Here is a 21,726-nt window from a genome sequence, read left to right as displayed (position 1 = left end):
ACTAGGGTCCGGGCCGGACAGCACAGCGCCGCCGGCCGCGGTGGGCGGCCCCGGTGACACCGCGGCCGCCCGATCCGTAGGCTGAGCGCCAGGACCTGCCGACGGAAAGGACAGCGCCGTGCTCCGATCCACCCGCTCCGGTGCGGGCTCGCCCACCCTGCTGCTGCTCCCGGGACTGCTGTGCACCCAGCGGCTGTGGGACCGGGCTCGGCCGCTGCTCGAGACCTTCCACGACGTCCTCTCCGTGGACCTGCCGGGGGTCGGCGGCGATCGTCCGGACGGCGCCGCGGACCTCGCGGCGTACGCGGACCGGGTGTGCGAGGTGCTCGACGCGGAGGGGATCGAGCGCTGCGTGTGGGTGGGGCACTCGCTGGGCGGCTACGTGCTGGCGGCCGCCCTGGAGCGCCACGCCGACCGGATCAGCCACGCCGTCCTGGCCTACAGCACCACCGAGGCCGACGACGCGTCGGCCCGTGCCGGCCGGGACAGGGGGATCTCCGCCGTGCGGGAGCACGGCGCCGCGGCCTACGCGCGCCGGCAGATGCCGCGGACCTTCCGGGAGGACGCCCGCGAGGAGGACGTCGAGGCCGCGCTCCGGCAGGCCAGGGACTGGCCGGAGGACGCGGTGGTCCGTGCCCTGGAGGCCATGCGGGACCGGCCCGACCGCACGCCGCTGCTGCGGGCGCACTCCGAGCTGCCGGTGCTGCTCGTCCAGGGCGACGACGACCCCGCGATCGACGCCCTCGACCCGCAGGAGCGCCACGTCAGCCGGATCGTCACGGACACCGCGCACATGGGCGTGCTCACCGACCCGCACACCTTCGCGGGCATCGTCCACGGCTGGGTGGCCGACGAGCTCGAGCGCTCTGCCTGAGCAGCTCGTCGGGGGAGCGGGGCGTCAGGGCGCGGGCACGGCCCGCCACCCCGCGGAGTCCACCTCGACGACGACGGGCGCCCGCCCGCCCACGCCCCGCCGCCGCAGCGCCTCCTCGATGTCACCGGCGGGGGCGGCGACCACGAAGGTCTCCCCGCGGAACAGGTCGGCGGAGTCCTCGACGAGCGAGACCAGCTCGGCGGCGCCGCGGGCCGTGAACCGCTCGGCCACGCGCAGGCGTGCGGTCCACGGCGGGGGAGGGACGGCGCCGTCGAGGAGCACGGCGGTGGACGGGCACTGCAGGTCGGTCATGGTCCCAGTCTTCCCTCCGGGCCGCGAGGGGAGAAGACTGGTCCCATGGCCGACCCCGTGGACCCCATCACCGTCGCCGCCGCCCGGGCCCGCATGGCAGCGGACGCGCACCGCGGCGTGGAGACCGACGCGTGGGTCGCCGGCATCGCCGCCTCCGGCGGCCCGCACCGGCCGGGCGCGCCCCGGCCCTCCGCGGGGGACGTCCTGTCCGGGCGCGACGACGCCCACACGGCCGCCTCCGAGGGCGACCGCCGGTCCGTCGAGTGGATCCGCGACCTCGCCGACCGCGGCGGCTGAGGTCCCGTCCGGTCAGTCCACGGACTTGGGCTGCCAGGGCAGCTGCTGGTCGCAACCCGGGGTGAGCCAGGCCTTCACGAAGCCGCCGGACTGGTAGAGGAACTCCCGCAGGTGCCCCCGCGGCACGGCCGGGTAGTCGAAGGAGAGCATGTCCAGCTCCCCGGCGTAGCAGCGTCCCAGCAGCAGGCGGGCCCGGGCGACGTGCTGGCGGTACGTGAGCACGCTGACGTGGTCCCACCCCCGCTGCTCGCTCAGCGCGCGCAGCTCCATGGCCTCGCCCTGGGTGGTCGAGGGGTCGGGGCGGAAGCAGATCACCTCGTAGTCCTGGTCGCCGCCCTCCGCGCAGGTCTGCGCGGCCCGCGCGTAGTACACCCTGCCGGAGGCGTCGCCGAGGTCGTGGGTGCCGGGGTTCGCCACGACCAGCACGGGCGCCGTCCCGGCGTCCATGAGCCGCAGCGCCTCGGCCATGCGGGTCCGGTCGGGAGGGCCGAGCACGAGGAGCGCGTCCGAGCGCGTCGGCGCGTCGGTCCGGGGGTGCTGGAACACCGCCCAGCCGGCGATCAGCCAGACCAGACACAGCGCGAGCGCCGGGACGAGGACCCAGGCCGGCCGCGTGGAGCGGCGGGTGCTGCGGGCACTTCGGGGCATCGGGCGGCTCCTCGCCGGTCGTGCGGACGGGGTCCGGGTCAGCCGACATTGTCGCACCCGCCACGGCGGGCGCGCCGCGTGTGACGGGACGGGGCAGCCGGGGCGGGGCGGCCCGGGCCTACGATGTAGCACGCCCGTGCGGCGCGGGCGTGCTGTGCGCACGGCAGTTCGACGACCGAGGAGGACGGACCGCATGACGGTGACAGACGAGTCCGGCGTGCTGTGCCGGGTGCCCATGCGCTGGGGCGACATGGACCCGTACGGGCACGTGAACAACGTGGAGGTCGTTCGGCTGCTCGAGGAGGCGCGGATCGCGGCCCTGGGCGTGCCCGTGGGCACCGGCGACCAAGTGGAGCCCCCGCTGATCCCCTTCTTCTCCGCGCTGCCTGAGGGCACCCAGGCGTTGATCACCGAGAACCGGATCAAGTACCTCCGGCCCCTCGAGTACCGCAACACGCCGGTGGAGGTCCGGGTGTGGGTGGTCTCCGCCCGCGGCGGGGCGCTGACGCTGGGCTTCGAGATCACCGACGCGATCTCACGCCGGGCGTGCGTGCGAGCCGAGACCCAGCTCGCGTTCTTCGTGCCCGCCACGGGGACGGTGCTGCGCATCTCGGCGGAGCAGCAGGAGCTCCTCGCCCCGCACGGGGGCGCTCGCGTCTTCCGCTGACCCGGCCGCCCGGTGCCCCGGCGTCGAGCTCGTCGTCCGCGCCGAACGCGGCGACCTCGCCGGAGGAGCGGTCCGGGACCGCGTCGTCGAGGACCGCCCGCACGGGTCCCCCGTACCCACACCTGCACGTTCTCCTCGGCCCGGTGGTGCCCGCCCTCCAGGGGGCGGCCGGGGGGCCGGGCGCGCGGCTCACCGGCGGAGCGGCCGTCGCCGGCTCAGGGGACGGCCTGGCCGCGGGCCGCGGTGAGCAGGGCGTACCAGTCCTCGTGGCCCAGCCGGGACGCGAGCTCCTCCGCCCCCGCGCACGCGGCGATCCGCTCCGGGTCGGTGGTCCCCAGCACCGGGCGGATGCCGCCGGGGTGCCTCATGAGCCACGCGAGGACCACCGCCTCGCCGGCGACGCCGTGCGCCGCCGCGATCCGGTGGACCGTCCCGGCGGTGGCCGCGGCGTGCTGGTCCTCCGGCGGGATCGGCGCCCCGGTGTACAGGCCGCGGGCCAGGGCGCCCCACGCCTGCACCTCGATGCCGTCGGCCGCGCAGTACTCCAGGAGCCCCTCGGGGAACGAGTGCTCCGCGCCCTCCGGGTGGTTGGCCAGGATCTGCTGCTCCACGAAGCTCCGGTGCCGCAGGCTCAGCTCGAGCTGCACCGCGGTGACGGGAGCGGTGAGCACCTGCTGGTAGCGGGACACCTGGCGGGTCGACATGTTGGACAGGCCCACGGAACGGATCAGCCCCTCCTTGCGCAGCTCGTCCAGGGTCTCCGCGACCTCCCGGGGGTCGGCCAGCGGGTCCGGCCGGTGCAGCACGAACCGCTCCACCGAGTCCACGCGGAGCCGGCGCAGGGATCCCTCGAGACTGCTCCGGATCGTGTCCCGGTCCAGCCGGTAGTGGGTGGGCACGCCGGGCGCGGCGGTGTTGCCCGGCAGGCGCACCCCGCACTTGGTCTGCAGGGTCACCCTCCGCCCCAGGACCGGGTCCTCCGCGAGGAGCTCGCCGAAGACCGCCTCGGACTTCCCGTGGGCGTAGATGTCCGCGTGGTCGAAGTCGGTGATGCCCGCGTCCAGCGCGGCGTGCACCGCTGCCCGGGCGCGGTCCACGGTCGCGGTGCTCGGCGGGGCGTCGTCCCAGGACCCGCCGATGGTCATGCAGCCGTAGATCAGGCGCGAGCTCAAGGTCGGTCCTCTCCATCGGGCACGCCCGCGTCCCGGGCGGGGCTCTGCTGCTCCGTGCTCTGCTGCTCCACGCGCTGCTGCTCGGCGGCCCAGCGCAGGCGGGCGGCCGCCGCGTAGGCGGCGCCGGACTCCTTCATCCGCCCCGCGTGCTCGTAGAGCCGGCCCAGGGCCGTGAAGCACTCCGCCTGGTCCGTGGTCGTGGCCTCGGTCTCCTGGTAGAAGTCCAGCGCCCGGTTGTAGGCGGTGATCGCCTGGGTGTGGCGTTCGCCCCGTTCGTACACCCGTCCCAGGTTGACGTGGCACTGCGCCTGGTCCTGCGCCTCGTGCGGGGCGTCGAGGTACTGCCCCAGGGCGTCGAGGAGGTGCTCCTCGGCGTCGTGGGCGCGATCCAGCTCGAGCAGCAGGCTGCCCAGGATCAGGTGGGTGCGGGCCCTGTGCTTCCCGCTGCCGGGGATGCGGCAGAAGAGCCCGAGGGCGTTCTCGTAGGCGGTGACGGCCCGGCCGGGGCGGTTCATCCCGAGGTAGAGGTGGCCCAGGTTGTAGTGGCAGGCGGCCTGCTCCTGGAGGGAGTCGCCCTCCTCCTCGAAGAGGACGATGGCCTGCTGGTAGGCGGTCTCGGCCTCGTCGAGCCGTCCGCGGTCCTCGGCGTCGAGGGCCCGGGTGAAGAACCCGTGCCCGTCCTGTGTGTAGCTCATGCGGATTCCTTTCTCGGCCGGGTCCTGCTGGAGAACAGGCAGCTAGGCGGGATGCGGGTCCTGCGGGCGCGGGGCCCGGCGGCCCAGCGCGAACCACAGTCCCGCGCCGGCGACGGGGAACGCGAGGATCACGAGCAGCCAAAGCAGGCGCAGCACGGGATCCAGGGCCGGGCTGCGCAGCAGGGAGAGCGAGGCGGTGGCCATCAGCACGACGACGACCGCTCCGGCCACCGTCGCACCGCTCTCCCACGCGCCCGTCCGCACGGACTCGGCGCCGCCGGCCGCGAGGACGGTCCAGGTGCTCATGCATCGATCCTTGCACCGCGGCGGCAGGCGGACAAGGGCGGGGGCCGCGGCGCGCCGGCGCCCGGTCCCCCGTAGTGTGGGCTGCGCCACCGCTCAGCACGCTGATAAAATGTGCATGTCGACTGCAACCCCGAGGAGAGCCCACGATGTCCACCTCCGACGACCGTCCGTACGACCAGGAATCCGCACCCGAGCAGTCCGCCGCCGGGCGCGCCGGCGGGCGGGACGCGGACGACACCGGGGTGGAGCGCCACCCGCCCAGCTCGGCGACCGAGCTCTGGGACCACAACGCCTACGGGCGGGAGGACGGCGACATCGGCGGCTCCGCGACCTCGGGCGTCACGGACACGCGCGATCCGCGCGGCGGGGCCCCCGCCTACAACATCGACGCCGGGGACGACGACGCCGTGCGTCACGGCGACGACTCCGGGCGCGACGACGGCTCGGACGTGCGCAGGACCGGCGAGTCGCTGACCGGGGCGGACGCCACGGCCGGCCACGGCCGCGAGAGCCTCGGTGACGACCGGCGTGCCGACCGGCGTGACGAGCCGTCCGGCACCGGCGGGCAGGCCTTCGACCAGGAGGCGACCGGCCGGGACAGCAACGGTCCGGGTGCCACCGGCAGGAACACGGCGGAGGGCGGCGCCGGGCGCCACGTCGCGGGGGACGAGGCCGGCGACCTCGGGGGCGCCGGGCCCGTGCCCGGTGGGCACCCGGGGGAGAGCCCCTCCGTGGTCCGGCACGAGGAGCGGTTGCAGGTCGGGACGGAGCGGGTCGAGTCCGGACGGACCCGGCTGCGCAAGTACGTGGTGGAGGAGCCGGTGCGCGCGGAGCAGACCCTGGCGTCCGAGGACGTCGAGGAGGTCCGCACTCCCGTCTCCGAGGAGGAGCGGGAGGCGTTCCTCGCCGGCCGGGAACTGCCGGTGGGGGAGGACGAGGTGATCCTCTACCGGGAGGTGCCCGTGGTGCAGACGGTGCGCGTGCCCTACGAGCGGGTGCGCCTGGTCGTGCGCCGCACGGAGCGCACCGAGGTGGTCGAGGAGACCGTGCGCCAGGAGCGGATCGACGTCGAGGAGGACTGAGGCCGTCCCCGGTGGGCCCCGTCGACCGTCCCTGACCGCCCGATCCTCGCGGACCCCCTCGACCCCACGGACGAGGGGGTCCGCCGCGCTGTCGGGAGGGCCCCGGTCCGCTCCCTCCTGTTCACCGAGCGCGGAGGCGCGGCCCGGGACTTGTGCCCCGCCTCGCGGGAGTGGATCAATGGTCAGTGAGCTGGTCGTTCCGGTCCGTGCGGGCCGGGGGCGGCCGGTGCCGACCACATTTCGACGACCGGGAGGTCCACCATGCGCAAGAGGCTGAACAGGATGAGGCAGAAGGCCGAGGGGCAGGCCTCCATGGCTCCCGGTGTCCCCGGCAGCGAGACGGCCCCGCTCGCGGAGCCCACCGACCCCCGCCCGCCGCTGCCGCCCAAGCCGGACCAGGGCGCCCCCGAGCCCGTGAGCCCCACGGGCCGGCACACCGGGATCGACCCGCCCCTCGACGCCCAGGGCGGGGAGCACCTGACCACCGCCCACGGCTCCCGGCGCGGCGACACCGACCACTCCCTGAAGGCGGGCCGGCGCGGGCCCGTGCTCCTGCAGGATCACCACTTCCGGGAGAAGATCAGCCACTTCGACCACGAGCGCATCCCGGAGCGCGTGGTGCACGCCCGCGGCGCCGGCGCCCACGGCGTGTTCCGCTCCTACGGCACCGCGAGCAGGATCTCTTCCGCCGCGGTGTTCCAGAAAGACGTCGAGACCCCGGTCTTCGTGCGCTTCTCCACCGTGCTCGGCTCGCGCGGCTCCGCCGACCTGGCCCGGGACACCCGCGGCTTCGCCACGAAGTTCTACACCTCCGAGGGCACCTGGGACCTGGTGGGCAACAACATCCCCGTGTTCTTCGTCCAGGACGCCATCAAGTTCCCGGACGTCGTCCACGCGGCCAAGCCGCACCCGGACCGGGAGATCCCGCAGGCGCAGTCCGCCCACGACACCTTCTGGGACTTCGTCTCCCTGCACACCGAGGCGCAGCACCACACGATCTGGAACATGTCGGACCGCGGCATCCCCCGGTCCTACCGCACCATGGAGGGCTTCGGCGTCCACACGTTCCGGCTCGTCGACGACGCCGGGCGCAGCGTGCTCGTGAAGTTCCACTGGAAGCCGAAGCTCGGCGTGCACTCGGTGCTGTGGGAGGAGGCGCAGATCGCGATGGGCATGGACCCCGACGTGCACCGCCGGGACCTCGCGGACGCCATCGAGGCCGGCGCCCACCCCCAGTGGGAGCTCGGGGTGCAGGTCTTCGAGGACAACGAGGAGCAGATGTTCGAGGGCATCGACCTGCTCGACCCCACGAAGATCGTCCCGGAGGAGCTCGCGCCCGTCGAGCCGGTCGGGCTGATGACGCTCGACCGCAATCCGTCGAACTACTTCGCCGAGACCGAACAGGTCGCCTTCAACCCCAACAACCTGGTCCGGGGCATCGACGTCACCAACGACCCGCTGCTGCAGGGCCGGCTCTTCTCCTACCTCGACACCCAGCTCAGCCGGCTGGGCGGGCCCAACTGGACCCAGCTGCCGATCAACCGTCCCCACGCCCCGGTCAACGACATGCTCCGGGACGGGATGCACCAGACCGCCGTGCACACCGGGGTGGCCCCCTACCACCCGAACACGCTGGACGGGAACAACCCCTTCCCCGCCGACGAGCCGGCCCGGCCCTTCATCGACCACCCGGCCCCGGTGGCCGAGTCGGTCAAGGAGCGCGGGAACCCCGTGACCTTCGAGGACCACTACAGCCAGCCCCGCCTGTTCTGGCTGTCGATGAGCGACGTCGAGAAGGAGCACATCGCGCAGGCCTACACCTTCGAGCTCGGCAAGTGCTGGGAGCAGTCGGTCAAGGAGCGCCAGCTGCAGGCCCTCGCCAACATCGACGAGAAGCTGTGCGCCGTCGTCGCCCAGGGACTGGGCCTGCCGGCGCCGAAGCCGACCGTCAAGCACGGGAGGATCAAACCGAGCCCGGCCCTGTCCCAGGTCGGCGGGCAGTGGCCCCTCGACGGCCGCCAGGTGGGCATCGTGGTGGGCCCGGACCCCGACGAGAAGGACCTCGTGGCCGTGCTCGCCGCGATCGACGGCGCCGGGATGGTCCCGCTGGTCATCGCCCCGCACGGCGGGCCGGTCGGGCGCGGTGGGAAGGTCGTGGCCCACCGGACCTACCTGACGGCACGCTCGGTCGAGTTCGACTCGGTGCTCGTGGCCGGTGCCGTGCCGCCGGCCCCGGACGCCCGGCAGGGCCTCGACGCGAAGGCCGGAGCCGTCACCGCCGGCGACGTGGACCCACGCGTGCACCTGCTGCTCGGTGAGGTGTTCCGCCAGGCCAAGGCCATCGGCGCGTGGGGTGCCAAGGGCCGGGTGCTCGCCGCGGCGGGCCTGCCCGAGGGCGCGCCCGGGGTGGTCTCCGGCAAGGAGGCCGCCGCCGTGGTCGAGCAGGTGGTCACGCTCATGAAGAGCCACCGCGCCTGGGAGCGGTTCCCGGTCTCCGGCCGGCTCTGACCCGGCCCCTCCCGCGAAGTCACCGCGTCCGCCCGAGCCCAGCGCAGATCTGCGGCGGTCTCGGGCGGACGCGGTGACCTCGGTGGTGGTGGGGAGTGGCGGGCGGCCGGGGCGGGTCAGAAGCGCCCGAGCTCCTCCCGCAGCGCCGAGCCGAGGTCGGGATGGCGGAACCGGTAGCCGCGGTCGATGGCCCGGTCCGCGGAGACCCGCTGGTCCGCGAGCGCCATCAGCTCGGCGCCCTCGGAGCCGAGCACGAGCTTCGGGCCGAACCCCGGGGTGGGCAGCAGGGCCGGCCGCCCGAGGACCTTGCCGAGGGTGCGGGCGTAGTCGCGGCCCGTCACGGGCATCGGGGCCACGGCGTTGACGGGCCCGTGCAGGCCGGGGGAGAGCACCGCGTGGGCGAACAGGCCCACCGCGTCGTCCAGCGAGATCCAGCTCAGCCACTGGTCCCCGGAGCCGAGCCGCCCGCCCAGCCCCGCGAGGAACAGGGGCAGCTGGGCCTTGAGGGCACCGCCGGCCGGGCTCTGCACCACCCCGGTGCGCACCGTGACCACGCGGGTGCCGATGGCCTCGGCCTCCTGGGCTGCCCGCTCCCACGCCGTGCAGACCCCGGCGAGGAAGTCGTCGCCGGGCGGGGACTTCTCCGTGACGGTCTCCCCGTGCGTGTCCGCCCCGTAGTACCCGATCGCGGAACCGTTGACCAGCGCGGAGGGGGCCTCGTCGCCGAGCGCGGTCAGGGCCCGGACGAGCAGCCGGGTGCCGAGCACCCGCGAGTCGTGGATCTGCTGCTTCGCCGAGTCCGTGAGCCGCCCGCCGATGCTGCGCCCGGCCAGGTTCACGACCACGTCCACGCCTCGCAGCGCGGCGGGGTCGAGCTCCCCGGCAGCCGGGTCCCATGAGATCTCGAGGGGGGTGCGCGCCTCGCGGCGCACGAGGCGCCGGACCGTGTGGCCGCCGGTGCTCAGCAGCGCGGTCAGCTGGGCGCCGATGGTGCCCGAGGCCCCCGTGACGGCGACGGTCAGGGGCCGGCCGGGGTAGCGGCTGTGGAGGTCGAGGTCGGCGGCCAGCCGCCGCGAGCGGGCCTCGAACTGGCGTCCCAGCGCCGGGCTCATCAGCCGGTCCCCGAACGCCCTGCTGCCCGGCAGCGCCGCGTACTCCACCGTGTCGGTGACCACGGTGCCGCCGTTGCCGTCGTCGTCGAACCGGTGCTGGTGCTCCCACAAGGCGAGCGGCCCTTTCACCATCCGGTCCCGGAACTCCCGGCGCGGGACGAAGCCGTGGTGCTCGGCGGTCCAGGGCACCGAGGCCAGCCCGTAGGAGCCCGGCACGGCGACCCGGAGCCGGGAGCGCGTCCCGTCCCGCAGCGGGGGCGAGGACTCCTCCACGACGGAGCCCGTCCACGCGGGCGTCAGCCGGGTGAGCGCCCCCGGGCGGGTGTGCCAGGCGAAGACGTCCTGGACGGAGTGGGGCACGCGGGAGCTGAACGTGAAGGTGGTCATGCGTGCCACTCAACCCGCAATGCCCCGGTTCGTCCAGGACCCCGGGCCGCGGGCCGTCCGTGTCCCCGCCCGCGCTCTTCCGCGAGCCCGCCCGGTTCGCTACGGTGGACGCACGTTTTCGCGAAGGAGGCTGCCATGACCACCCCGGACAACGACGAGGCACCGGGCCTCGACGACGTCATCGAGCCAGAGGGGGACGCCCTGCCCGCTCGCATCTACCAGGGGCACGCGGGAGTGCCGGAACGGATCGACGACGACGCCCTCGCCGCGGCCGCCGAGCAGGAACGGGTGTCCGCCGGTCTCCAGGACTGGGCGCCGGGGCAGGTACCCCCGGCCACCGACCCGCTGCCCGAGGGGGCGTCCGAGGCCGCCGACCGGGCCCAGCGGGGTCTGGTCGAGGGAGAGCCGGACTGAACGGGTCCTGCCGGCCGCCCCGCGGCCGGCAGGACCCGTTCCAGCAGTGCCGAACACCAGCAGTGCCGAACACCAGCAGTGCCGAACACCAGCAGTGCCGAACACCAGCAGTGCCGAACACCAGCAGTGCCGAACACCAGCAGTGCCGAACACCAGCAGGATCCCGACGCAGCAAGGAGATCGACATGGCCGAGCGAGGCAACACCAAGCACAGCGCGGAGCTGGACGACCAGATGAAGCACGAGGTCGCCGGCGAGGTGGCCGGCATCCAGCCCGACCACGTGGAGGAGCACCGGCAGACCGACCCGTGGGTCGACGACACCGACAGCCCGGAGGTCCGCTCCGCCGTCGAGGAGCGCGAGCGCGCGCCGCGGCCGGACGACCAGCAGTAGACGACCGGCAGCAGCGGCTCGTGCGACGCAGCGGAGCCCGGGCCCCGCGGGGGCCGGGGCTCCGCTCCGCTTGCCCCCGGGCGGGCCGTCGCCCAGAGTGGAGGACGTGAACACCCCCGGACGCATCGTGCTCATCCGCCACGGCCAGACCGACTGGAACCTCGAGGAGAGGCTCCAGGGCGCCACGGACGTCCCCCTCAACGACGCCGGGCGGGAGCAGGCCCGGGCGGTCGCCCGGCACCTGCACGCCGAGGCCCGTTCCTGGGACGTGCTGGTCTCCTCGCCGCTGGACCGGGCGGTGGAGACCGCCCGGATCATCGGCGAGACCCTGGGCCTCGAGCTCGCGGCGACCTACGACGAGCTCGTGGAGCGCAGCTTCGGCCCGCACGAGGGCTCTCGCCTGGGCGGGCTGGAGGGGCCCGCGCGGGAACGGATCCTCTCCGCCGGAGAGCCGGCGGAGGCGGTCGCCCGCCGCGGCCTGACGGCCCTGCGCCGGATCCGCGACGCCCACCCCGGGCGCAGCGTGCTGGTCGTGGCGCACGGCTCGCTCATCCGCCTGACGGTCTCCGAGCTCAACGGGGAGGCCCATCCCAGGATCCGCAACTGCGAGGTGGTCCCCGTGCGCACGGATGCCCTCGACGCCGCGTGTCTGCGAGATGACGTGTCGGAGTCCACCGCACCCTGACAGCCCCCGCTTCGTTCAATAAGCTGAGGTCATCAGGGACGGTCCCACGAGGTGCCGTCCACCCCCTGCGGCGGCGACGGTGGCGCACAGCACGCGCTCCCGGCCGCCCACGGCGACGAAGGCGTGATGCGGCTGTGGCCTCTGACCAGTACACGATCCCCGACGAGGACCGGACCCAGGCGCTCCGGGTGATCCCCCGGGCCCCCGAGTGGTCCGGGGACCGGGCGTGGGTCAACGAGTACTACCGCCACGTCCCGCAGGAGGACCTGCTCGCGCGCACCGAGGACCAGCTGCGGGAGCGGGCCGACCACCACCACGAGGTGGGCCGGGTCCGCGCGCCGCGGGAGATCGCCGTGGGCGTGCGCCAGGAGGACTCGACCTCCGTGGTCTTCGTGGTCACCGAGGACGTCCCCTACCTCGTGAGCACCGTGTCCGCGGAGATCGCCGCCAAGTGGGGCGGTGCCCGCCTGCTCATTCACCCCGTGCTCGTCGCCGCCCGGGACGCGGAGACCCACGAGCTGCGCGAGCTCCAGCAGGTGCCGGACTTCTCGGCCACCTCCAGCGGCGACACCACCGCGCTGCCCAGCCTGGCCGGCTTCCGCTCGGACGGCAGCACCACGCACGTCGTGGAGTCCTGGATCTCCGTGGAGCTCGCCCGGCAGATCTCGGACGAGACCGCCCAGGAGCTCGTGGACCGGCTCTCGAGCCTGCTGCAGGACGTCCAGCGGGTCGACGACGACCAGGTGGAGCTCAAGGAGCGCGTCGGACGGCTCGCGGACGAGCTCGACCGGCTGCGACAGCTGGACCTGCCCCAGGGCGGGCACCCGCCGATGGTCGGACCGTCCCAGGAGTTCCTGCGCTGGCTGGTCCGGGGCAACTTCATCCTCATGGGCTTCAAGGAGTACGACCTCGAGGACTCCGGCGAGGGGCTCTCCCTGGTCAGCCGCCCCGGGACCGGCCTGGGCCTGCTCGTGGAGCACGACCGCAAGCCGCACCGGCAGCTCCTGACCGGGCTGGGCCGGGAGCACGCGCGCGAGGCCGGCACGCTGTTCATCACGAAGGCCAACCGCCGCTCGTCGATCCACCGCCGCGAGTACCTCGACTACATCGGCGTCGCGAAGTACGACGACGCGGGCCGGATCGTGGGCGAGTACCTCGTGCTGGGGCTCTTCACCCGCCGCGCCTACAACACGCCCGCCCGCGAGACGCCGCTGATCAAGGACAAGCTGGCCGAGGTCGCCCAGCGCTTCGGCTTCCTCGAGGACTCGCACTCGGCCCGGGACCTCATGGGCAACATCGAGGACTACCCGCGCGACGAGCTGTTCCACATGACCGCCGACGAGCTCTACGACATCATGCGCGGCGTCATGGGTTTGGACGAGCGGCGGCAGACCCGGCTGTTCCTGCGCCAGGACCACTTCGGGCGGTTCATGTCCGCCGTCGTCTACCTCCCCCGCGACCGGTACAACACCTCGGTGCGCGGGCGGATCGAGGCGGAGCTGAAGCGCAGCTTCGACGCCGAGTCCATCGACTTCGACGCCCGGCTCTCGTCCTCGACCCTCGCCCGCCTGTTCTTCCGCATCCGGCTGCCGTACACGGGCCAGGTGCAGTCCTTCGACCGCGCGGGCCTCGAGTCGCGGCTGCGGGCCGCGGTGCGGTCCTGGGGCGAGGCACTGGCGCGCGCGATCCACCGGGAGTTCCCGGAGGAGCTGGCACGGGTCCACGCCGAGAACTGGGCGGAGGCGTTCCCGGACGCCTACCGGGCCGACTACGAGATCGAGGAGGCGGTCGAGGACCTCCAGCGCTGCGAGGAGCTGTGGGGGCGGGACCCGGACCTGCCCGCGGAGGTGCGCGTGGTCGCCGACCCCGGGGGCGTGCGGCTGAACATCTACCTCACCCGGTCCATGTCCCTGACCGAGCTGCTGCCGATCCTGCAGAATCTCGGCCTGACGGTCCTGGACCAGAAGCCGTACGAGGTCACCCCCGCCGACGGCCGCCACTTCCAGCTCTACGACTTCGGGGTGCGGCTGCCGGAGGGCGTGGACGCGACGGGCCCGGAGGACGCCAAGACCGAGGACCTCATCGAGGACACCCTGTGCGCGGTGCTGTCCCACCGCTCCGAGTCGGACTCCCTGAACCGGCTGGTGCTGACCGAGCGCCTGACGTGGCGGACCGTGGCCGTGCTGCGCTCCTACGTCCGGTACCTCCTGCAGCTGGGCCACCCCAACTCGTTCGACTACATCGCGGACACGCTCCTGGGGTTCCCGCGGGTCACGCGGGCGCTGGTCGAGTTCTTCGACGCGAGCTTCAACCCGGCCCTCGACGACGCCGTGCGCGGCTCCCAGCGCGACGCCGCCCAGGGCCGGCTCACCGAGGCCCTGGACGAGGTGCCCACCCTGGACGCCGACAAGCTGCTGCGCGCGCTGGCCGAGATCATGGCCGCGACCCTGCGCACCAACGTGTACCGGCACCGCCCCACCATGGCGTTCAAGCTGGACCCCCGGCGGATCAGCTCGGCCCCGCTGCCGCACCCCATGTTCGAGATCTGGGTGTGGTCCCCCCGGGTCGAGGGCACGCACCTGCGCTTCGGTCCCGTGGCCCGCGGCGGACTGCGCTGGTCGGACCGCCGCGAGGACTTCCGCACCGAGGTCCTGGGCCTGGTGAAGGCGCAGATGGTGAAGAACTCGGTGATCGTGCCCAACGGGGCGAAGGGCGGGTTCTACCCGAAGCAGCTGCCCGAGCCGGCCGTGGACCGCGACGCCTGGGTGGCGGAGGGCCGGGAGGCGTACAAGCTGTTCATCGCCTCGCTGCTGGACATCACCGACAACCTCGTCCGGGACGAATCCGGCCAGGACGTCGTCGTGCACCCCGAGAACGTGGTGCGCCGGGACGGCCAGGACTCCTACCTGGTGGTGGCCGCGGACAAGGGGACGGCGTCCTTCTCGGACACCGCCAACGCGATCTCCGCGGAGTACGGGTTCTGGCTCGGGGACGCGTTCGCCTCGGGCGGCTCGGTGGGCTACGACCACAAGGCCATGGGCATCACCGCCCGCGGGGCGTGGGAGTCCGTGAAGCGGCACTTCTTCGAGCTGGGTGTCGACACCCAGACGGAGGACTTCACCGTGGTGGGCGTGGGGGACATGTCCGGCGACGTGTTCGGCAACGGCATGCTGCTGTCCGAGCACATCCGGCTGCTGGCCGCGTTCGACCACCGCGACATCTTCCTCGACCCGGACCCGGACCCGGCCGTCTCCTACGCCGAGCGCGAGCGGCTGTTCGGCCTCCCCCGCTCCTCCTGGCAGGACTACGACCCGGAGAAGCTCTCCGCGGGCGGCGGGGTGTACTCGCGCACCGCGAAGTCCGTGCCGATCTCCCCGCAGGTCCGCGAGGCCCTCGACCTCGACGACGGCGTCGAGGAGCTCTCCCCGATCGAGCTGATGCGGGCGATCCTGGCCGCGCCCGCCGACCTGCTGTACAACGGCGGCATCGGCACGTACGTGAAGTCGGCGCAGGAGTCCTCCACGGACGTGGGGGACAAGGCCAACGACGCGATCCGCGTCGACGGCCAGGACCTGCGGGCCAAGGTCGTCGGCGAGGGCGGCAACCTGGGCTGCACCCAGCTCGGCCGCGTGGAGGCCGCCCTGAACGGGGTGCTGATCAACACCGACGCGATCGACAACTCCGGCGGTGTGGAGTCCTCCGACCGGGAGGTGAACATCAAGATCCTCGTGGACCGCATGGTCGTGGCGGGGGAGCTCTCCGCGCAGGAGCGCGCCGGCTTCATCGAGGCCATGACCGACGAGGTCGCCGGGCTCGTGCTGGAGACGAACGTGGCGCAGAACGTGCTGCTGACCACGGAGCGGGCCCGGGTGCGGGACCTCAACGAGGCCTACCTCCGGTTCATGCACTGGCTCGAGGAGGAGGCCGACCTCGACCGGGAGATCGAGTTCCTGCCCTCCGACGAGCAGCTGCGCGAGCGGGTCCGCACAGGTCACGGGCTCACGTCCCCGGAGCTGTCCGTGCTGGCGGCCTACGCCAAGATCCAGCTCTCGGCGGCCCTGATCGAGGGCGGCCTCGCCGAGGACCCGTGGTTCGACGAGGTGCTGGAGGCCTACTTCCCGGAGCAGATCACCCGGCGCTTCGGCGAGCTCGTCGGCACCCACCCGCTGCGCGCCGAGATCATCGGCACGGTGGTGGCCAACCAGATGGTCAACTACGGCGGGATCCCCTTCGTCTACCGCGTGATGGAGGAGACCGGGTGCGGGCCCGTGGAGGTGGCCCGGGCCTTCGTGGCCGCCGTGCAGATCTACGAGATCGACCGCTACGCCCACCAGCACCGGGAGCTGCCCGCGGACGTGCCCACCGAGATGTGGGACCGGATGTTCCTGGACATGCGCCGCCTGCTGGACCGCGTGGTGCGCTGGCTCATCCACCGGCAGGAGACCGCCAACCCGGTCGCCGAGGTCATCGACCGCTACAAGCCCACGGTGGACATCCGGTTCCTCGAGGACCGGCTGCTGGGGGAGAAGTCCCGGCAACGGGTCGACTCGGACGCGGCGGCGGCCGGGCGGCAGGGCGTGCCGGGGCCGCTGGCCACGGAGTGGTCGCAGTTGCTGGACGCGTTCGCGCTGCTCGACGTCGCCCGCCTCGCCCACGCCTCCGGGGAGGCGGTCGCCGCGGACGGCAGCCTCGACGAGGAGCAGATCAAGACCATCGCCAAGGTCTACTTCCGGCTCTACGACCGCTACCGGATCGACAGCCTGCTCACGCGCATCACGGGCCTGCCGCAGACCACGCGCTGGGAGAACCTGGCGCGGATGTCCATGCGGGAGGACGTGTACGCGACCCTCGTGGCGCTCGCCGATCAGGCGCTCGATGCGCCCGGGCAGGACGCGCGGGAGAAGGTGGAGGCCTGGGAGTCCTGCAACGAGACCCGGCTGAGCCGGCTGCGGGAGGTGCTGGAGAAGATCGAGGCCGAGGACACGGACGAGCCCGCCACCGAGCTGGCGGCCCTGTCCGTGGCCCTGCGGACCATGCGCAGCGCGCTGCTCGAGTAGGCCTGCTCGTGCAGGGAACGGCCGCGGTCGTCGGCGCGGGGCCCAACGGGCTCGCCGCGGCCGTGGTGCTGGCCCGCGCGGGGCTCGACGTCACGGTCCACGAGGCGGCGGGCGAGGCCGGGGGCGCGGCCCGCTCCGCGGCCGTGCTCGGCCCCGGCACGGTGGTCGACCTCGGCTCCGCCGTCCACCCCTTCGGCGCGGCCAGCCCGCTGTTCACGCAGCTGGGCCTGCACCGGCACGGCCTGGAGTGGCTGCACCCACCGGTCGTCGCCGCGCACCCGCTCGACGACGGCCCGCCGGGCCTGCTGCACCGCTCGCTCGAGCGCACGGCGGCGGGGCTGGGCGCGGACGGCCGGGCGTGGTCCCTGCTGCACCGCGGCGTGGTGGAGCGCTGGGAGGAGACGGTCGAGTCGGTGCTGGCCCCGCTCGTGCGCGTGCCCGCGCACCCGCTGGCCCTGGCCTCCTTCGGCCTGCGCGCGCCGTGGCCCGCCGCGGCCACGGCGCGCGCGCTGTTCCGCAGCGAGCAGGCCCGGGGGCTCTTCGCCGGGTCCGCCGCCCACGCGGTGCTGCCCCCGCGGCACGTGCTGACCTCCGCCTTCGGCACGCTGTTCGGCGCCGCCGCCCACGCCACGGGGTGGCCGGTCGCGCGCGGCGGGTCCCAGGCCGTCGTCGACGCCCTGGTGGCTGACCTCCACGAGCACGGCGGGCGGGTGCTCGTCCACTCCCTGGTGACGGACCTCGCCCAGGTCGGGCCCGCCGACGTCGTCCTCCTGGACCTCACGCCCCGGCAGGTGCTGGGCCTGAGCGGGCTCGAGCTGCCGGACCGGTACCGGCGGGCGCTCGCCCGGTGGCGCTACGGCACGGCCTCCTACAAGGTGGACCTGCTGCTGGACGGCCCCGTGCCGTGGCGGGACCCGCGGGTGGCGGAGGCCGGGACCGTGCACGTGGGCGGGACGCTCGCCGAGATCGGGGCCGCGGAGTCCCAGGCCCGTGCGGGTCGGCTGCCGGAGCGCCCGTTCGTGCTCGTGGCCCAGCAGGGGGCCGCCGACCCGTCCCGGGCGCCCGCCGGGCAGCAGGTGCTGTGGAGCTACGCCCACGTCCCGCACGGCTGCGACGACGCGCGGGCGGGGGAGCGCGTGCTCCAGCAGCTCGAGCGGTTCGCCCCCGGGGTCCGGGACCGGATCCGCGAGCGCGTGGACACCTCGCCGGCCCGGCTGGAGGCGTGGAACGCGAACCTCGTGGGCGGGGACATCGGCGGCGGCTCCCTGGACGGGCTGCAGCAGGTGTTCCGGCCGGCGGTGCAGGCCGATCCCTACGCGACCGGCGTGCCGGGGGTCTGGCTGTGCTCCTCGTCGACGCCGCCGGGCGGCGGGGTGCACGGCATGTCCGGGTACCACGCGGCCCGCAGGGCGCTGCGGGGCCTCGCGCGGAGCCGGCGGCGCACCGGCTGACGAGGGCTCAGGGGCCGATCCCGGCGTACTTCGTGGCCGCGAGCTCGCGGATCTGCGCCACGTAGCCGCGGGTCTCCGCGAACGGGGGGATCCCGCCGTGCCGCAGGACCGCCGTGGGCCCGGCGTTGTAGGCGGCGAGCACCAGCTCGATCTCCTCCTGGGCCGAGGCGGGCGCCAGCCTCCGCACCATGCGGCGCAGGTCCTTGAGGTAGACGCCCTGGGCGCGGATCGCGGCCCGCGGGTCGAAGGGGTCGCCCCGGCCGTAGCGCTTCCACGTGTCGGGCATGAACTGGGCGAGGCCCTGCGCCCCGGCCGGGCTGACGGCCCGCGGGTCCCACCGGCTCTCGACGTCCAGCTGGGCGGCCACGATCTCGGGCGGGAGCCCGGAGAGCTCGGCGGCGGCCAGGACGTCGTCGCCCCACGGCTCCGGGACGGGGACGGCGCGGCTCGGCTCCTCGCCGGAGGGCGGCCCGCAGCACTCGTGCGTGTTGGCGTGGAAGAGCCCGCCGGTGCCGATCAGGAGCAGCACCACCGAGGCCAGCAGGAACCACGGGGAACCGCGCGGGGCAGGTTCCCCGGTCCCGGCACCTTCGGTGCCGGGACGCGCGGGGTCCAGGACGGTGGTGGCCATTTGTTCCAGGCTAGGAGGACCCGCGCGCCCGGTCTGCGGCCTCTTGGGGGGACAGCCGCCCCAGCCCCTACGATGAGGGCGTGACTGCCGAGATCATCGCGACCCTCGTCGCCGCCGTCCTGCTCGTCGTCGGGTGCCTCGGCGTCATCGTGCCGGTGCTGCCGGGCTCGTTCCTCGTCGTGGTCGGCCTGCTCGTCTGGGCGTTCACGGTCCAGGCCGTCGAGGGCTGGGTCGTGCTGGCTGTCGGCTCCGCGCTGGCGATCACCGGGATGGCCGCGAGCGCCGTGCTCACCGGGACCCGGCTCAAGCGCCGGCAGATCCCCAACCGGTCCCTCCTCTACGCCGCGGCCGGCGCCGTGGTGGGGCTGTTCCTGATCCCGGTGGTCGGGATCTTCGTGGGGTTCTTCGTGGGTCTGCTCCTGAGCGAGACCGCACGCCAGCGCGACCTGCGGGCGGCGCTGGACTCCAGCTGGGCAGGTCTCAAGGCGGCGGGCCTGGGGATCGTCGTGGAGTTCGCGTGCGCGCTCGCCGCCGCCACGGTGTTCGTGCTGGGCGCGCTGGTCCTCTTCACCACGGCCTGAGCCTGGGTCCTGCCCGTGCCGGGACCGCTCCCCGCACGGTCAGGGCCCGGACACCGCAGCTCGGGTGTCCGGGCCCGCGGGGTCCCGCGGTGCGTCAGCGCCAGGGCAGGGGGACCACCTCGACGTCCTGGCCGGCGGCCACACCGCCCGGCGGGACGACGATGATGACGTCCGCGTGGGCGAGCCCGCGCAGCATGTTCGCGCCGACCCGGTCCCGGGGGTGGACCGTCCCGTCCCGGAGGTAGCCGGGCACCAGGGCGGTGACCTTCTGGCCCGGCAGCTCCTCGGCCGCGGGCAGGGTGCGCGTGGCCGGGGGCCGGTCGCCGTGCAGCCTGGCGAGCAGGGGCTGGGCCACCGTGAAGACGCTGGTCATCGCGGCCAGCGGGTTGCCGGGCAGGCCGACCACGAAGGGCCCGTCCTCGGGCAGCCGTGCCAGGAACGTCGGGTGGCCCGGGCGCTGGGCGAGGCCGTCGAGCAAGAAGACCGCCCCGAGCTCCTGGAGCGCCGAGCGGACGTGGTCGGCGTCGGAGTGCCCGGTCCCACCGGTGGTGATGACCACCTCGGTGCGGGCGTCGAGGACCGAGCCCATGCCGGAGGGCGCCTCGGTCAGGGCCGAGAGCATCGCCTTGGCGGTGTCCTCGACGCGCCGGAGCTGGTCCACGGACCCGCCCAGCATCTCCACGAACGTGGGCAGCTGCGGGCCGAAGGCGTCCCGGACCTGGCCGGGCTCGGGGATCCCGTCCTCCACCACCTCGCTGCCCGTGAGCAGGATGGTCACCCGCGGCCGGCGGCGGACCGGGAGCATGTCGTGGCCGCTGACGGCGGCGAAGGCGATGTGGGCGGGATTGAGCAGGCACTCGGCGTGCAGGATGACGTCCCCGGCCGCGACCTCCTCGCCGGTGCGGCGGATGTTCTGCCCGTAGGGGATGTCCTCGGCCGAGGGGGCGTGGGCGGCGATGGTGAGCACGGTCCCCTCCGCGGACAGCTGCGCGTACTCGTCGCGCAGCACGGCCCGGGCCCCGGCCGGGACGAGTCCGCCGGTGACGATGCGGGTGGCCTCGCCCGGCTCCAGGTTGAGCACCGGGCGGTAGAGCTCCTTCGGCGGGATGGTCAGCATCTTGCGGGGGTCCGTCTCCACGGGCTCGGGAACGACCACCGTCCACGGCTGGGGGCCGGCCACGGCGTAGCCGTCCATGGCGGAGGAGGCGTAGTGGGGGACCGGGATCGGGGCGGTCACGTCCTCGGCCAGGACCTCGCCGAGCGCCTCCTGCAGCGGCAGCCAGTGGCTGGGCAGCGCGGTGGCGATCTCGTAGGAGAACTGCCGGGCCTGGTGCCACTCGGCGTCGTGGACGGCCTCGACCTCTTCGGCAGCGCTCTCGGGCGCGCCGCTGTCGTCCTCGATGACGGGCAGCGCGTGCGTGTAGGGGCTGTTGGTGTCGTGGGGCAGGGGCAGTCCGGACATCAGTTCTCCTCGGGGGTTCGGCGGACGGCGGGGACGAGGCCGCCGACGGTCTGCAGGGCACGGTCCAGGACGCTGTGCTCGTCCTCGCCCGCGGCCACGGCGCGGCCCACGTGGTAGCCGAGCAGGTAGGCGGTGGGCGGGACGGCCGGGCGCACGGTGCCGTGGGCGATCCTGCCGGTGAGGCCCAGCACGGCGTCCAGGGGGAGGTCGGCGTCGGGCACGTCCAGGGCTCCGCGCACGGCCTCGACCCACCGCTCCAGGATCTCGTTCTCGGACGGGCTCAGGTCCTTGGGCATGCGCTGCTCCTCCCGGGCGGTGGGGCCGCCCGCTCGTGGTCAGGTCAGGTGGTGCCTGTGCACATCGTCCCACGTATCGACGTCCGCGGTGGCCTCCTCGGGCACGGTGACGTCCCGGAGCGGGAGATCGCGCACGAAGGAGAACACGGAGCGGTCGGCGGCGTCCTGACCCGCGAACGCCCGGCGCAGCACGTCGCTGCGGTAGAGGGCGGCGAGGGGCTGGCGGCGGCCGCCGGGCGGGACGGAGATGTAGCCGGCGGCGTCCGGGCCGGTCCGGGCGGCCTCCAGGAGGAGGGGCACGGCACCGGCCACACCGGGCATGTCGCACGCCAGTGTCAGGGTCCAGTCCGCGCCGGGCACGCCGTCGAGGGCGCGCAGTCCGGCGGCGATGCCCGCGGCCGGCCCGGAGAACGGCGGGTCCTCGCGGGTGCGCAGCACGCCCTCGGGAACGGCAGGGTCCGGGGGGCCGACGACGACGACGCCCGCAGCCTCCCGGACCGCGTCCAGGGTGAGCTCCAGGAGGGTGCGTCCCTCCTGCCGCAACCGGGCCTTGGGCCGGCCGCCCAGGCGGGCGGAGCGGCCGCCCGCCAGGACCACGGCGTGGAAGGCCGGGTCCGGACCCGGGGCGCTCACCGGGTCATCCGCCGGAGAAGGGTGGCAGGACGTCGAGGACCGCCCCGGCCGGGACCGGGGTGTC

Annotated in this window: 21 protein-coding genes; 11 read left to right on the top strand and 10 right to left on the bottom strand. The window is 74.3% G+C overall.

The annotated features are described in order from the left end of the window. The first annotated feature begins 118 nt into the window (after nucleotides 1–118). Entirely contained in the window at nucleotides 119–874 is a 756-nt protein-coding gene (locus tag ABD220_RS13625) for an alpha/beta fold hydrolase (protein WP_344123419.1), read from the top strand. 24 nt (nucleotides 875–898) lie between these two features. Here ABD220_RS13625 and ABD220_RS13620 read toward each other — a convergent pair whose 3' ends face one another. Next, a complete protein-coding gene (locus tag ABD220_RS13620) occupies nucleotides 899–1,186 on the bottom strand; it encodes a hypothetical protein (RefSeq protein ID WP_344123418.1) in 288 nt (95 codons plus the stop codon). Nucleotides 1,187–1,231: 45 nt separating this feature from the next. Here ABD220_RS13620 and ABD220_RS13615 point away from each other — a divergent pair, with 45 nt between their 5' ends. Next, nucleotides 1,232–1,483 carry a hypothetical protein gene (locus tag ABD220_RS13615; RefSeq protein ID WP_344123417.1) on the top strand — a complete coding sequence of 84 codons (252 nt, stop codon included), beginning with the start codon at nucleotides 1,232–1,234 and terminating at the stop codon, nucleotides 1,481–1,483. 12 nt (nucleotides 1,484–1,495) lie between these two features. On the opposite strand, the gene ABD220_RS13610 is transcribed toward ABD220_RS13615, so the two are convergent. Beyond that, complete coding sequence (locus ABD220_RS13610) at nucleotides 1,496–2,131, bottom strand: YdcF family protein (RefSeq protein ID WP_344123416.1); 636 nt, start codon at nucleotides 2,129–2,131, stop codon at nucleotides 1,496–1,498. 193 nt (nucleotides 2,132–2,324) lie between these two features. On the opposite strand from ABD220_RS13610, the gene ABD220_RS13605 reads away from it, so the two are divergent. Next, entirely contained in the window at nucleotides 2,325–2,798 is a 474-nt protein-coding gene (locus ABD220_RS13605) for an acyl-CoA thioesterase (RefSeq protein WP_344123414.1), read from the top strand. A 215-nt stretch (nucleotides 2,799–3,013) separates the two neighbouring features. On the opposite strand, the gene ABD220_RS13600 is transcribed toward ABD220_RS13605, so the two are convergent. Genes ABD220_RS13600 through ABD220_RS13590 form a run of 3 tightly spaced genes read right to left on the bottom strand, consistent with a single transcriptional unit; the run spans nucleotide 3,014 to nucleotide 4,971 of the window. Continuing rightward, nucleotides 3,014–3,970, bottom strand: a complete 957-nt coding sequence (locus tag ABD220_RS13600; protein WP_344123412.1) for an aldo/keto reductase — start codon at nucleotides 3,968–3,970, stop codon at nucleotides 3,014–3,016. Continuing rightward, entirely contained in the window at nucleotides 3,967–4,665 is a 699-nt protein-coding gene (locus ABD220_RS13595) for a tetratricopeptide repeat protein (protein ID WP_344123410.1), read from the bottom strand. The genes ABD220_RS13600 and ABD220_RS13595 overlap by 4 nt, the downstream gene beginning before the upstream one ends. A 42-nt stretch (nucleotides 4,666–4,707) precedes the next feature. Then, complete coding sequence (locus ABD220_RS13590; protein WP_344123409.1) at nucleotides 4,708–4,971, bottom strand: PLDc N-terminal domain-containing protein; 264 nt, start codon at nucleotides 4,969–4,971, stop codon at nucleotides 4,708–4,710. Nucleotides 4,972–5,117: 146 nt separating this feature from the next. On the opposite strand from ABD220_RS13590, the gene ABD220_RS13585 reads away from it, so the two are divergent. After that, nucleotides 5,118–6,053, top strand: coding sequence for a YsnF/AvaK domain-containing protein (locus ABD220_RS13585; protein WP_344123407.1), 936 nt, complete (start codon nucleotides 5,118–5,120; stop codon nucleotides 6,051–6,053). A 261-nt stretch (nucleotides 6,054–6,314) separates the two neighbouring features. Next, on the top strand, nucleotides 6,315–8,561 hold the full coding sequence (locus ABD220_RS13580; protein WP_425552563.1) for a catalase: 2,247 nt from the start codon (nucleotides 6,315–6,317) through the stop codon (nucleotides 8,559–8,561). 116 nt (nucleotides 8,562–8,677) lie between these two features. Here ABD220_RS13580 and ABD220_RS13575 read toward each other — a convergent pair whose 3' ends face one another. Next, complete coding sequence (locus ABD220_RS13575) at nucleotides 8,678–10,060, bottom strand: TIGR01777 family oxidoreductase (RefSeq protein WP_344123405.1); 1,383 nt, start codon at nucleotides 10,058–10,060, stop codon at nucleotides 8,678–8,680. A gap of 135 nt (nucleotides 10,061–10,195) precedes the next feature. Here ABD220_RS13575 and ABD220_RS13570 point away from each other — a divergent pair, with 135 nt between their 5' ends. The 5 genes from ABD220_RS13570 to ABD220_RS13550 all read left to right on the top strand — a co-directional run bounded on the left by ABD220_RS13570 (nucleotide 10,196) and on the right by ABD220_RS13550 (nucleotide 18,059). Continuing rightward, nucleotides 10,196–10,474 carry a hypothetical protein gene (locus ABD220_RS13570; protein WP_344123403.1) on the top strand — a complete coding sequence of 93 codons (279 nt, stop codon included), beginning with the start codon at nucleotides 10,196–10,198 and terminating at the stop codon, nucleotides 10,472–10,474. Nucleotides 10,475–10,659: 185 nt separating this feature from the next. Further along, nucleotides 10,660–10,866 carry a hypothetical protein gene (locus ABD220_RS13565; protein WP_344123401.1) on the top strand — a complete coding sequence of 69 codons (207 nt, stop codon included), beginning with the start codon at nucleotides 10,660–10,662 and terminating at the stop codon, nucleotides 10,864–10,866. Nucleotides 10,867–10,972: 106 nt separating this feature from the next. Continuing rightward, on the top strand, nucleotides 10,973–11,551 hold the full coding sequence (locus ABD220_RS13560; RefSeq protein WP_344123400.1) for a histidine phosphatase family protein: 579 nt from the start codon (nucleotides 10,973–10,975) through the stop codon (nucleotides 11,549–11,551). Between the two features lie 134 nt (nucleotides 11,552–11,685). Then, nucleotides 11,686–16,608 carry an NAD-glutamate dehydrogenase gene (locus tag ABD220_RS13555; protein WP_344123398.1) on the top strand — a complete coding sequence of 1,641 codons (4,923 nt, stop codon included), beginning with the start codon at nucleotides 11,686–11,688 and terminating at the stop codon, nucleotides 16,606–16,608. A gap of 8 nt (nucleotides 16,609–16,616) precedes the next feature. Continuing rightward, nucleotides 16,617–18,059, top strand: a complete 1,443-nt coding sequence (locus tag ABD220_RS13550) for a phytoene desaturase family protein (protein ID WP_344123396.1) — start codon at nucleotides 16,617–16,619, stop codon at nucleotides 18,057–18,059. Nucleotides 18,060–18,066: 7 nt separating this feature from the next. On the opposite strand, the gene ABD220_RS13545 is transcribed toward ABD220_RS13550, so the two are convergent. Next, nucleotides 18,067–18,690: a lytic transglycosylase domain-containing protein gene (locus ABD220_RS13545; protein WP_344123395.1), complete on the bottom strand. Its 624-nt coding sequence runs from the start codon at nucleotides 18,688–18,690 to the stop codon at nucleotides 18,067–18,069. Nucleotides 18,691–18,770: 80 nt separating this feature from the next. Here ABD220_RS13545 and ABD220_RS13540 point away from each other — a divergent pair, with 80 nt between their 5' ends. Then, the gene (locus tag ABD220_RS13540) at nucleotides 18,771–19,271 is read left to right on the top strand and encodes a DUF456 domain-containing protein (protein WP_344123393.1); all 501 of its coding nucleotides are present in this window, start codon (nucleotides 18,771–18,773) and stop codon (nucleotides 19,269–19,271) included. A gap of 94 nt (nucleotides 19,272–19,365) precedes the next feature. Here ABD220_RS13540 and ABD220_RS13535 read toward each other — a convergent pair whose 3' ends face one another. From ABD220_RS13535 to mobA, 3 genes are read right to left on the bottom strand one after another with little or no spacing between them, the layout of a single operon-like run. Next, the gene (locus ABD220_RS13535) at nucleotides 19,366–20,733 is read right to left on the bottom strand and encodes a molybdopterin molybdotransferase MoeA (protein WP_344123392.1); all 1,368 of its coding nucleotides are present in this window, start codon (nucleotides 20,731–20,733) and stop codon (nucleotides 19,366–19,368) included. Then, entirely contained in the window at nucleotides 20,733–21,029 is a 297-nt protein-coding gene (locus ABD220_RS13530) for a DUF6457 domain-containing protein (RefSeq protein WP_344123390.1), read from the bottom strand. The genes ABD220_RS13535 and ABD220_RS13530 overlap by 1 nt, the downstream gene beginning before the upstream one ends. 39 nt (nucleotides 21,030–21,068) lie before the next feature. Then, entirely contained in the window at nucleotides 21,069–21,662 is a 594-nt protein-coding gene (gene mobA / locus ABD220_RS13525) for a molybdenum cofactor guanylyltransferase (protein ID WP_344123388.1), read from the bottom strand. Between the last annotated feature and the right edge of the window lie 64 nt (nucleotides 21,663–21,726).

It is taken from the genome of Kocuria aegyptia (genome assembly GCF_039530085.1).
Taxonomy (GTDB): Bacteria; Actinomycetota; Actinomycetes; order Actinomycetales; family Micrococcaceae; genus Kocuria; species Kocuria aegyptia.
The sequence above is the reverse complement of the archived record's forward strand: the minus strand, read 5'-3'. Positions and strand labels throughout refer to the sequence as shown.